Source organism: Endozoicomonas sp. ALC013, from assembly GCF_049310205.1.
Taxonomy (GTDB): Bacteria; Pseudomonadota; Gammaproteobacteria; order Pseudomonadales; family Endozoicomonadaceae; genus Endozoicomonas.
Window position 1 is genome coordinate 1 of the sequence record NZ_JBLYNS010000011.1, and the last position, 12,610, is coordinate 12,610.

Annotated in this window: 6 protein-coding genes; 5 read left to right on the plus strand and 1 reads right to left on the minus strand. The window is 48.4% G+C overall.

All coding sequences use genetic code 11. The features are described 5' to 3' along the window. Window positions 1-134 precede the first annotated feature (134 nt). From ACO6V1_RS04035 to ACO6V1_RS04045, 3 genes are all read left to right on the plus strand, one after another. The gene (locus ACO6V1_RS04035) at window positions 135-2,954 is read left to right on the plus strand and encodes an insulinase family protein (RefSeq protein WP_422465896.1); all 2,820 of its coding nucleotides are present in this window, start codon (window positions 135-137) and stop codon (window positions 2,952-2,954) included. A 119-nt stretch (window positions 2,955-3,073) separates the two neighbouring features. Continuing rightward, the gene (locus ACO6V1_RS04040; protein ID WP_422465898.1) at window positions 3,074-4,171 is read left to right on the plus strand and encodes an enoyl-CoA hydratase/isomerase family protein; all 1,098 of its coding nucleotides are present in this window, start codon (window positions 3,074-3,076) and stop codon (window positions 4,169-4,171) included. Between the two features lie 389 nt (window positions 4,172-4,560). Beyond that, window positions 4,561-8,595 carry a PEP/pyruvate-binding domain-containing protein gene (locus tag ACO6V1_RS04045; RefSeq protein WP_422465900.1) on the plus strand — a complete coding sequence of 1,345 codons (4,035 nt, stop codon included), beginning with the start codon at window positions 4,561-4,563 and terminating at the stop codon, window positions 8,593-8,595. Here the strand turns inward: ACO6V1_RS04045 and ACO6V1_RS04050 are convergent. Beyond that, on the minus strand, window positions 8,477-9,145 hold the full coding sequence (locus tag ACO6V1_RS04050) for a deoxynucleoside kinase (RefSeq protein ID WP_422465902.1): 669 nt from the start codon (window positions 9,143-9,145) through the stop codon (window positions 8,477-8,479). The two genes, ACO6V1_RS04045 and ACO6V1_RS04050, sit on opposite strands and share 119 nt — an antisense overlap. Window positions 9,146-9,477: 332 nt before the next feature. On the opposite strand from ACO6V1_RS04050, the gene ACO6V1_RS04055 reads away from it, so the two are divergent. Next, window positions 9,478-10,344: a carbohydrate porin gene (locus ACO6V1_RS04055; protein ID WP_422465904.1), complete on the plus strand. Its 867-nt coding sequence runs from the start codon at window positions 9,478-9,480 to the stop codon at window positions 10,342-10,344. A gap of 1,074 nt (window positions 10,345-11,418) precedes the next feature. Then, window positions 11,419-12,390 carry a hypothetical protein gene (locus ACO6V1_RS04060; protein ID WP_422459036.1) on the plus strand — a complete coding sequence of 324 codons (972 nt, stop codon included), beginning with the start codon at window positions 11,419-11,421 and terminating at the stop codon, window positions 12,388-12,390. Window positions 12,391-12,610 lie beyond the last annotated feature (220 nt).

Consider the following 12,610-nt stretch of genomic DNA (forward strand, 5'->3'; position numbering starts at 1 on the left):
GGAAAACGCAGGTGGCTGGTGATTTGCCAGCAAGCCGAATAAAACAGGATAGATCAAAAGATTGTATGATGTTCCGGACAGTGAAAGCTGATATGTTAAAAAAACTGGTGTCAATGGTTGCAGGAGTACTAACCATGGTTTCAATAGCAGGTTGTTCAATGACGACGGAGAGAGAAGCCCTTGTGACCCCGGGAGACGTAATAAAAAGCCCTGCTGATGACCGGCATTATCGCTATATCACTTTGGATAATGGTCTCAAGGTGCTGCTGATCTCAGACCCGGATACCGACAAGTCGGCAGCTGCGGTGGATGTGAATGTTGGTAGTTACCAGGACCCCGACGACCGTCTTGGGCTTGCCCACTTCCTCGAACACATGCTGTTTATGGGGACGGAAAAGTACCCGGACGTAGACAGTTACTCTGAATTTATCCGTGCCAATGGTGGCAGCAGTAATGCCTATACGACGGATGTACGAACCAATTACTACTTTGATATTAACAGCGACCAGCTGCAGCCAGCGCTGGATCGCCTTGCCCAGTTTTTTATCGCGCCCAGGCTGGATCCGAACTATGTAGAGCGGGAAAAAAATGCGGTCGATGCAGAGTATCGCCTGCACGCCAGAGAGGATGGCTGGCGTCTCTTTATGGCGCTCAATGCCACGTCAAACCCGGAGCACCCGAAGAGCCGGTTTAATATCGGCAGCCTTGAGACGCTGCATGATCGTGACGGGCAGCTCTGGCAGTCGTTAAAGGATTTTCATGACAGGTACTATGTTGCTGCCAATATGGGTGTGGTTGTTTATGGCAAAGAGCCACTGGACAGGCTTGAGCAGTGGGTGAATACCTCTTTTTCGATGGTTCCCCCGGGCGCAAAACCCGATTTGATTATTGGTAAACAGCCGTATACCCGGAATGAATTGCAGGCCCGTATCAATATTGTGCCATTAAAAGATACCCGGGTTCTGTCACTGGGTTTTCCCATGCCCAGTGCACAGCCTTTTTACCATATCAAGCCACTGGGCTATCTTGCCCGAATCATTGGCTACGAAGGCAAAGGCAGTTTACACAGTTTGTTGAAAGAACGTGGCCTGATTGATTCACTGGCAGCCTACAGCAGTGACCTGCCCAATGAGTACAGTGAGTTTACCGTTCGCATGGAGTTGACGCCTGAAGGGCTGGCCCGGGTGGATGAGATTACGGCCATGGTATTTGACTATCTTGATCTGATTCGCAGGAAAGGTCTTGAGCCATGGCTCTATGAGGAGAGCAAACAAATTGCGGAACTGGCCTTTCGCTATCAGGAAGACCGTAACCCGCAGCAGACTGCCTCAGGGCTGGCGGCCAGAATGCACTATCTGCCACCGGAGCATCTGCTGGAAGCAAATTACCTTTATGACTCCTACGACCCTGAGCTGATCTCGGGTTATCTGGCCAGAATGACCCCGGAAAATCTACGTCAGGTGGTCATTGCCCAGAACCTGTCCACGGATCAGGTTGAGCCGTATTTTGAGACGCAATACAGCATTCAGCCCCTTGCCGATGAGCTGGTCACACGGCTGAAGACGCCCATTGCCCGACAGTCATTGACTATTCCTGAACCGAACCCGTTTATCGCCAGTACCCTTGAACTGCATGACAGCGGCCAGGTCACTGAACCATCGGTTATTCTTGAACAGCCGGGATTACGGGTATGGAGCCTGACCGATACCAGTTTCAATATGCCCCGTGGCAATGTACGGGTGATGATCTCTACACCGGCTGCTTCAGCGACACCTGACGATAATGTATTGATCCAGATATACAAGTCGCTGCTGTCAAGAAGCCTCAATGAATATGGCTATCCGGCCAGGGAGGCGGGTCTCAATTACAGCATCACGGCCGGACGACGAGGGCTGTTAATCAGCCTTGCCGGATATCAGGACAAACAGGCCGTACTGCTGGAAGACATTCTCAAGGCAGTCACAACCTTTAAGCCTGAGAAGAGCGCGTTTGAACAGGAACAGGCAGTGCTGGTCAGAGGTCTGAAAAACAAGAAGTTCCATGCCCCTTACCGACTGGGCATGGATGCGCTTAGCCAGGCAACCTATCCATCTTATCCTGAGGATGATGTTCTGTTGAATGCTGCTGAAAAGGTCACTTATGAGCAATTGATTAATTATGCCCATGACTTCTACCGGCAGATTCATATAGAAATGCTGGTTTATGGTAACCACAGTCAGCAGGAAGCACTAACACTGTCGTCAATGGTTGAGTCGGCATTACTGAATGACCATAACCGTCGGGACCGTTTTGATCTGCCCTTCCACCTTCTGGGCGACACCAACCGTGTTCTGAATATGGCTATTGAGCATGATGACTCGATGTTGATCAGTTATTACCAGATTCCCAAAACGGATAACCGGGAGCGCGCTCAATACGCATTGCTTGGTCGTCTGCTGGCAAATCCGTTTTTTAACAGCCTGCGGACGGAACAGCAGCTGGGGTACGTGGTGTTTGCCGGGCCTCGTCCCTTTGAGAAACACCCCGGTGTTATTTTTGTGGTGCAATCGCCCAAGCTGGACCCTATTGGCCTGGAAGGTCGTGTAGATCAGTTTTTGAACGATCAGAAAGCGGTGCTGGCAGGACTGACAGACCAGGAGCTGGAACAGTATCGCCAGGGGTTGATCGGTGACCTGCTGAAGAAAGACGACAATATGGATGAACGTAATGGTCGTTTCTGGCAGGGAATTGCCAGTGGCGAGCTGGATTTTGACAATCGAGTGAAAATTGCGGATGAAATTCGCAAACTCAAGCCCTCGGATATGCAGTCTGCCCTGGCCAGACTGGTGCAAAACAGGGGTAAGCTTGTTATTCGCTCGTTTGGTGAGCCCCACAAGAAGGCGTACCAAAAAGAGACTGACAGAATCGAATGCAACACCATTGACTGTCTGAAGGATCTGCCGGTCAGTAAATAGCTTTTATATCCGGGGCAGTTATCGCTGCCCCGATCTTCAATACCCTGTTTTGGTATTTTCATTGATAATCAAGACTCAGTTACCTATGCTTTTGCCAACGGATATGGAGAGGTACGAATATGGCCGCTGATGTTCTGTTTTCCGAACTGAATGCCCGGGATAATAAAAAGATTGGCCTGATCACGCTGAATGCTGAAAAAGCATTGAACGCATTGAATCAATCCATGATTGACCTGTTGCTTCAGCAATTTTCTGACTGGCGTGACAATGATGATGTTGTGGCCGTGTTTATGCAGGGCAGCGGTGAAAAGGCCTTTTGTGCTGGTGGTGATGTGCGGGCGCTGAGGCAGGCGGTTATTGATGGCAAGCCTGAGGTGCCCGGTCATTTTTTTGCCACAGAATACCGTGTTGATTACATGATTCACACCTATCCCAAGCCGGTTATCTGCTGGGGTAATGGCATTGTGATGGGCGGCGGTATTGGCCTGATGGCTGGGGCTGATTTCAGAATAGTGACGGATACCTCCATGCTGGCCATGCCGGAAATCAGTATTGGCCTCTATCCGGACGTTGCCGGCAGCTGGATCCTGAGCCATCTGCCTGCCAGGCTGGGCCTGTTTATGGCCCTGACTGGCTGTCGGCTTAATGCGGCTGATGCGATCTATGTTGGCCTGGCTAACCGTTTTATTGATCATGCATTTTGTGACAATGTTCTGGAGTCTTTGCAGCAAGCAGACTGGAACGCCTTAGACGCCCACACTGTCGTTTATTCAGTCCTGCAGAAATACCGGGAAAAAAGTGCCGGGTGGCTACCCTATTCAAAGGTGCGTGAGCACAGGGATTTAATTGCCGGGCTGATGGATCAACCATCACTGGCCAATGTGATGTCCGCCATTGATAGCCTTGAGACCGACGATGACTGGCTGCTGGCCGCCAGAAAAACCGCACTTCATGGTTCGCCACTGTCGGCAGCCATTGGCTATCGACAGTTACAGCGAGCCCGGCACATGTCCCTTAAAGAGGCGCTTCAGAGTGAGTTGGATCTGTCTGTCAATACGGTACTTAAGGGCGATTTCTGCGAAGGTGTCCGCTCCCGGCTGGTTGACAAGGATAAAAATCCCCAGTGGAAATTTAACACCGTTGACCAGGTCGATGAACAATTGTTGAATGACTTGTTCAGCTCACCCTGGCCTGAGAATCCACTCCATGACCTCTAACTGATAGACACTGTCACCTGACACTCCCCGCCCGGGCGAAGGCTCTTAGATCGCTCCGGGAACGTTTCTGTTTCATTGCTCAGTGAACAGGTGGGGCCGCCCGGGCTTGGTTATCGCATAAAACTCCACATTGCGGAACGTTCCATGCCTGCGTTGCCCGGCCTTCCTGTCTTATATCTCCGCCCGATTTCGCGATGCTTTACGACGGGCTTGGTAAGCGTCTGTTTTTTATGCCCTTTTATAGGGTATGGACTTAATTTTTTACTGTGAACTTTATAACAATATCTTTGTCCAATTTAGGGTCATATACAGATTCCTGGCTATATCATCATTCAAAAACTAAAACACTGGTCATAATTTCATGGATATTTATGTTAGAGGGATTCTAAATGTTTCATGTTAAAGCTCATTATTTGGGTTATCAAAACCCGGCAACGAATTCAAATATTGATACCAGGTCCCTCAATTTATCCGACGGGGGCAGCAGGCCAGCCAGAAGGCATATTAACGATTATGATCCCCGTGGCAATCCTGCCGTCAACAATCCATTAGCCAGGCGTCTGTGCAGTTCACATGTGTCATCACCATTCCATCAGGCGAACCATTCCCCGCCAAACCGGGAACAACTTGGGGGAAAGGGAATGTTTTTGCGACGCATGCAGGAAATAGGATTGTCTGTCCCACCGTTCCAATGTGTTACTGCTGAGGTAATGAATGCTCTTGAGCAACACCCTCTGGATACCCGTCTTTTAGCTCCCTATCTCTCTGGCATTACCAGTGAACCTTGGGTAGAGACCAGTCTGATGAACATCAGGAAATATCTCAATGCCTTGCCACCTTCAGAGCAAACCAAAAGGAATGACTGGCTGGCAGGTCTGGCAATATTTGTCGCCAGTAATGACTTTTACCAACAGGTTAAAGATTCTGAAGCGGCCAAACACATCAGGGCTCTGCGTGACCGAATATCCAGATCACAGCCGGTTATTGTCCGCAGTTCTGGCATCAACGAAGATAACTACGGCGATGCCCAGGCGGGCAAATACCTCTCTGAAGTTCAGGGAGAAGATGATGTTTTGCGCACCTGCCTTAAAGTCATGGCCTCAGGTTACCGGCCTGAATTATGTTCCGGGGGTATACCACAACCCATGGCACTGATTATCCAAAAGTGCATTAACTGCAAATATGGTGGGGTAGCCATGAGCTTTCAATCACTTCAGGGTGATAATACCGTCAGGGTTGAGTACACATCCGGTCAGCCCAGAGGCATAGTAGGAGGGCAGTCCGGTAACACGCCCCACCGCATCGACATTGTGCGCAAGGATTGCAAAGAAGGTGCTTACAACGCCCAATACATTCGCGGGACCATCTCAAGTCACTTCATCCTGGACAAAAACACAGATAATAACGGCTATTCGGAAACAGCGATTGATACTGATGCACAATCAGACGGTGATGGGTATCGACTCAGTGATGACCAGATTGAAGAACTCATGCAAGCGGTGACCAAGCTGGAAGACCTGTTGCTCTGCCCCGTGGATGTGGAGTTTGCCATCGATCATCAGGGTCGCCTGTTCCTGTTGCAGGTGCGCCCTATTACCCGGCTTCCCGGGGGTATGGAGTTTGCCATGCCCATACCCAAAGAGACCCTGGCCAGTGGCGAGGACGTCAGTGAAGGCTATTGCACCGGATCACTCTGGTTGGCCAATAAACAAGCCACAGACACTATGCCAGAGGGAGCCATTGTCGTTGCCCAGCACGCTGAAGAGTGGATGCTTGAGCCTGAATTTCTGAAACGGGTAGGGGGTTTTGCCGTTGCCACGGGAGGACGGAATGACCATGTGGGGATCTTCCTGAGACAGAAAAAAATACCCTTAATGGTGGCTGGTGGCCAGTACCCGGCAGTGGTCGCTCAGGTTGGCCAACAGGCCACGCTGGCCTGCGCCCGCTTTAACGGTAAGCCCGGTGCCTTTGTTGTTACCGGTGACCTCAGCAGAAAACTGGTCAGTTACGGGAGTCTGTCCTCTGCTTTTTCTGATGTGCCGTTAGCAAGAGACATCCCGTCATGGGAAGATTTGTCCCTCCCACAAGGCACATTCTGTCAGGTCGCCAGCGGTTTTCACTGGCTCTCGGATCAAAATGCCCGCCTGCTGTCACTGTTTGCCCCTGGCGGTGGACTGGATTGTTTGGCACACCCGATCAAACTGAGTATGTCGCCACAACGAGCACATTTAGTGGCAGAGACCAGGGACAGTGTAAACCGGCTGATTCATGGAGCTGAAGCACTGTTGGACGGTTACCGCGCATTCTTGCTGCTGGCGGGTGACAGCAGTTCAGACCGGGTCAAGTCATTGCAGGCAGAATCACTGCTGCTGATCACCCGGTTCGAAACGCTGAAACAGACCATCACCTCAACGGTAAACACCATCATTCATCCACTGCATGCCGTTGAAACATCTCGGCCACCCGTGGGAAGGTTTCGTCAGTGGGTGTCAGCCTGTCATCAGCTACAATCCAGCCTTGAAGCACTCAATCCTTCGGAGGCTGAGCAGGTCCGGAGTGTCCATGAGTTAATTTTTGCCCTCCATAAACGCTTTGTTGAGGCGTTGGGACCGGTCACTGTGGATTCTGGTCAGGGCAGGCTTTCTAATGAACGGTGCATCACCTATGTTGATTGCACGACTCCGGGTGGCTCGGCTGTAAAGACACCGCTATTAAATCCGTCCTGCAAACAGCTCCTCAATGATATAGGAAAATCAGGGACTGTCGTCAGTATGGATGATGCCTTGATTGTTAATCTGGTGTTAGGAAGTCATGTGTGCGTTATCGAGCTACTTGAACACGCAGAGGGGGGAAAAGGACGCATCTTGCGTCTGAAAGTTTCTGACAGTTTTAAGAAACCTGATGGCAGTGATAAACCTGGCAAGTTGAAACGCATGTGGTTTTTGGCGCAGTTACTGAAAGCGGTTGAACTGGATAAGGATGCTGATGGCATCAAGCTGAGTTGCAATGCCGTAGCAGGAGAAATTATCGTCGAATGCCCCCGAATGAAATTAAGGTCAACCATGCAGGAGGCCTTTGAAAAACTGCTGTCTGTGTTATGTGGTATGAGTGATCTGGATCTTCACCTCAAAGACAGACCCATTGTTGAAGGAGATCAGTGGAACTTTAACTTTCTTGCACAACGCCTTAACAATGATTTTTCAGAAGAAGCCAATAGATTCGCCTTCAACCATTGTCTTTTCTCATCGGTCTATCATTCTTTATACAAAAGTTCCAGCTACTCTTCGTTATTAAGCAAATACCACCAACAATTTATTGATCATGTTCAAGAGTTAAGATGGTTGGTGATTAAATCGGATGACCAACTTCAGAAAATGTTTACGAGTGATAAGATCGATCAGGACACCCGCAGGAAACTCTTACATCATCTTTTATTATTGTCAGATTGCAAAAACGCTACCCAATTGGTTGATCTTGTGTATGACGACTTGAAAGATCAATACTATATTATCGAACCATCTTGTTGGAGTTACCGCCTGGCGTTTAAGGTTCCACCGGGTCAGCCACTTCCGGGTCATAAAGAAAAGATCAGGAATGTCCTGCTGGAGCAAGGGCTGCAGTATGCCAGCCGACGGGTTCGAAATGATAAAGACCTTGTATTACCAACCATTGCAAAACACCCAAATGACTTGCAATATGTTAGCCGAGGACTGAAGAATGACAGAGATGTCGTCATGGCCGCAGTCACTCATCAAGGCAAACAGTTGGAATATGCAAGCCCGGATCTTCAGGATAATGTTGATGTTGTAAGGGCCGCTGTCGCACAGTGTTCGGATGCTATGGGTCATGCAAGTGAAAGAATCCGAAGCGATAAAAGCATTATTGAAACCTTAATTGCTGATGATATTGGTGTCTTGTTTCATGTCAAGGAAGAACTATTGAAGGATCGCAATTATTTGCTGGGCTTAATCGGACATAATCCTTATGCTTTCGTGTCTGGTGGTCGTTGGCTTGGAGATGACCCTGCCTTTATCGCTTCAGCAATCGACGCAAACCCCGGAGTTTGGGAATACATACCCTCAACCATGAAAACAGAACTTGAATCTGCAAGATCACAACACAAAAGTCAGACTGAAAGTCTTCAGACTAAGGCTGCTGGTGTAAGATCCTCTGATTCTGATGTTTGTAGCTCTGTTAAGTCAAGAGCGTTCACCAATACTGGCTGCTTTTCGATTGTCAATCTTTTCGATCCTTTAATCATGACAGTCGCGCACTCTGTTCCTCCCCATGTTCTGAATGTTTCTCTCACAGATTATGGTTTTGTGCATCACAGACTGCCGGCTTCAGCGTGCCCGGTTGAATCGTTTCCAGCAGTTGTTTTGCCAGATTTTTTTCGCAGCCAAAATCATCCCAGTTCACAGTGATTAATGGTGTCCCCATTGAGCGGCAGATCTGTGGCAGGATGGCCTCATGATAGTTATGGATATCGCAGAGGTACGTCAGTGGAGTTCCATCCTCGGCACTTCTTGCCCGCTCAATCAGACGGCTATGGGCAATGTTCGGAGCGGTTCTGAGATAAATGACCGCGCTGATCACCGGATAATCCTTCAGTCTGCGCTGGATTTCACAATAATGCAGCATATAGCGTTCATCTGGTTTGACCATCCCCAGAAAGTTCGCCTGGGTGAAAATCAAATCAGAGTAAAGGGAGCGCTCAATCAGATAGTTGCGGTCAGTGGGCAACTGCTCAACAATGCTGGCCCGGCGATTGGTAATGTACTCCTGAAACTGAATACGCTTAACCGCATCATTTGGGTGGTCTGTGAACTCCTGAAGCAGTCGTGTAAATTCCGGGTCATTCACAGGCTCCTGAATGGCGTCCCAGCCCAGCTCTGCTGCCAGTTTGGGAAGAAGAGTTGACTTGCCCGCAGCAATGTTGGCTTCTACAGCGACGAAGTGATTGGTTTGCTTCATTAAGGACCCCGGTGACTGATGATATAACTCATGACATTTCCGTGCTGGTCATGAGAAGGGCAGGCACTTTATGAGGTTAGGCGTCCATGATCAATAAGTAATAGGCGGAAAGGAGGTAGGCTTGGCCGTGATATGGCTTTATTGGCCCTGGCAGACTAAATGGGTTGGATTGAGCCTTGTTGATATTCTCGGTGTGTTGTCAATGTCTAAAGACCCGAAAAGCGATGTAACTATTCTATAAGAGCAACTAAAAAATCAACAGTCCTTGTTGTTTGACTATTTTCTTATGAAACATTTGCAAGATGTTGAGCTGGGTCAACTTTTTGTAAGTAATGTTTGGCCGAAAAGACAGCTGGGCATTCCAGATTGGCCGTTACGAAGCCATGAATCTGTTCCCGCTGGGTAAAGACGTTGCGCTGTTTTATGCTGATGGCGCTGACAGCATTGGTAGCGGCATCTATTACTATATGGCGAAAGAGGGCCGTGGTCGTGGTGGTGATGCTGGTCAAGCTCGTATTATCGGCGAGATGGGCAACTGGACTGCCGAAGTTTCTACTGTTTACGGTGATACCGAAAGCGTACTCGAAAACAGCAGCGAGTATTTACAGGGTGTTGTTGACATTGATTCCAGCCATAACAGCTTCATGGTTCGTCCGGCAGTTAACTATCTGAGTGATGACGGCTTCTTTAGCATCAGTTTTGGTGGTGAATATGAAGTCAACGGTGACTATGTTACTGCAACAAATACAGTCACTAAGGAAAAATTTGAACTTTCTGACCGCTACGGTCTGGCAGCCACCACAACCCTGAACTTTGGTGAACTGGTGTGGAACAACAGCATCGCGATGCAGGATGCCAAAGACGCCTGGGAAGCGCGCACGTTCAACACCAACACGCTTAAAGTTAAACCAAAGGCTCCTTGCTCCGGCAAAGAGCCTTTTTTTACGACCGGACTTGTTCCCACAATCCCGAGAAAGTTGCGAAACCAGAAAGCAAGCCTTTCGCAGGCCAGCTCCTATAAGGAGCCGACACCCGACTCATTGAAACCATGTGCTAGCTTTCAGCAGTTCCGGTTGCAGACGGACCTGATACCGGAGCCGAGTGATTTCTTTCAACTCCCCGCAAAATACAAACATCTTCCTGCAATCGGATCTTATCCTGTCCAAGGCGCTCCCTGTAGTGGCTGTACCTGGTCTTGAGCAGGTCCTGGTAGAGTTCACTGACCGGGCGACTCTGGCGTTTGTCCAGATCTTCCGTAATGATGCGGTTAAAGATAAACATCCGCCTGGCAAGATCTTCCTGGTCTTTTGCCGGGACAGGAAACTTCTTCATCAATCGTTTGAAATCAGGAAGTTCTGTTGCAGCTTCCGGGGAGTCGATATCCCCCATACTGGCAATAACGTTGCTAATATCCTCCTTCTTCACGCCATATTCACCTTCTAACACAGCGCTGAACTCATTCATGCTTTTATTAAAGTTACTCTGGTGATCGTGGGTGTGAATACCTGCCCATAATAGCCAGAGTGACTTCCAGGAATCCTGGTATCTATTCGTCATATATTTGATAACCAAAAAGTCATCGCTGCTGTATTCATGGTCAGGCTGATCCAGCGGATGATTGAGCAGATAGGCTTCATCTTCCATGGCCTGCTCCAGTTCCTGGCTGGCATGCTCCAGTGGCGTCATGGGCCTGGCATTGGCGATGGCTCTCAATACGTTCAGTGTTGCACCCGCTGCTCCCGCTATGGCCACAGGTTTCCATGAGAACTCTCCAGTGGCTCTGGTAAGACCAACAAAGGTAACGCCAGCAATACCACCCAAAGCACCTGAAATACCACCTTTAGCGGCCATGCCTGCAAGATAGCCTGTTGATATATTGAGTTTTTTGACAGTATGCCGTCCTAATGCCGCCTGTTTGTCATCTGCGGTATATACATGCCCGTCCGGGCTCTTTATGCCAAATGCGGCATTTGATGCGCGAATTAAAGATCCGCCCAATTGCTGTTGCAAAGCTGCTGGTTCCATAAATTTTACCTTTGCTGCTGGAGTGAATAGTTATTTGAATTATCCAATATATTGCAACCGCCGCCGGACAGGTATAACAACTGGGTCAGTACCGATTGCAAGCACGTCATGAAATACTCACAGAGTCCTTCTATTTCTCTTTCAGCTGATTCTAGAGAATGATTTTCATTTTGTAATGTCGGAGAACTTAATTGAATACAGGGAGTCTGAAGATGTATTGAAACAATCAATAATAAGGGTCAGGCTGGATGAACTCTGAATTCCCGGCTCAATTAGAGGTTTCGGCTAAATTCAATGCCCTTTCCCTGGCAAGCCATTCACCGGATGCTTCTAAACCTTCTTCACCAGAGGCTCGTTTTGGGCCAAGGGGCGTCAGGCAAATACCCCCGGCTGAGTTAGATGCACATCGGCTGTGCCAAAGTAATCAGGACGATACGCTGCAAATAGGGATAGATGCAGAACCGGATGCAAGTTCGGTCTTACCTGTGCATTTGGCCGTTGCTGATTTGATCCGGCAACACGTAGAGCTTGAGTTGGCTAATGCCCCGATTTGCCCGGTATTTTTAGTGAATGGTCAAGATAGTTACAACTCTACTCGTTTCTGTTCGTCAGTAAAGGTGAAAATGCGTGAATATGGACTTTCCCGGGATGATATTGACCATGCATTGGGTCTGATGAGATGGAAGGATTCCGCCGTCACAGGAGGAATAGCGAAATGTTTTTTTGTGCAAAGCCGGAAGGTTAATGAGTGTCTGTACGAATTAAGTAAAAGAGATCAGATCCATATTGATACCGTGTTTGAGGCGTTGAGTCTTTTTTATGGCGGATGTTTTGAGGATGTTCCAGAATGGACGCCAATAAGCTTTAAATGTTTTGAAATTCCGGAACCTTTAATAATCGAAAGATACACTAAGCCAGCTGAATATGCTCATATTCCCTATCTGAAGATCGAAAGAGAAAAATATATCATTGACAGAAGCGCTGAAATTTTAACCGATACTCACAACATCTTTCACAAAACGATACACAGTGACAGGAGTGATAGTGAAAAGGTGGCATATCTGCGGAATATGTTAGGCCCAGCTCCATCAGCTGTTCCTGTTGAAAATGCATCAGATGCCAGCTCAACCGGGAGTGAGCAGCACGGTTTGTCAGCCCAGAAAATTCTTGCACGTATTGGTGAGGCTGTTTTTAAAAGATGTGCAGAAATTTCTGGATGAAAATGTTTGGGGGCAAAAGAACACCCTGGGAATTATTGACCGGCTAAAGCATATGTTTCCGGACTTTTCAGAAGAATGATTGTTTTTTTCATCGTGCATGAAATGATTCAATTTTCTCCTTTTTCTCTATTAAGTTCCTCTGGGATTTCCTTAATTATGCTTTGCCATCAACCTGAAGCTGCTCCAGCCTCAGCAGGATATTCATTACGACGTGCTCAAA

Excerpts from the sequence above, each read along its gene's own strand:
- ACO6V1_RS04035 (WP_422465896.1), top strand. The coding sequence starts at position 135 with ATGGTTTCAATAGCAGGTTGTTCAATGACGACGGAGAGAGAAGCCCTT.
- ACO6V1_RS04040 (WP_422465898.1), top strand. The coding sequence starts at position 3,074 with ATGGCCGCTGATGTTCTGTTTTCCGAACTGAATGCCCGGGATAATAAA.
- ACO6V1_RS04045 (WP_422465900.1), top strand. The coding sequence starts at position 4,561 with ATGTTTCATGTTAAAGCTCATTATTTGGGTTATCAAAACCCGGCAACG.
- ACO6V1_RS04050 (WP_422465902.1), bottom strand. The coding sequence starts at position 9,145 with ATGAAGCAAACCAATCACTTCGTCGCTGTAGAAGCCAACATTGCTGCG.
- ACO6V1_RS04055 (WP_422465904.1), top strand. The coding sequence starts at position 9,478 with ATGTTTGGCCGAAAAGACAGCTGGGCATTCCAGATTGGCCGTTACGAA.
- ACO6V1_RS04060 (WP_422459036.1), top strand. The coding sequence starts at position 11,419 with ATGAACTCTGAATTCCCGGCTCAATTAGAGGTTTCGGCTAAATTCAAT.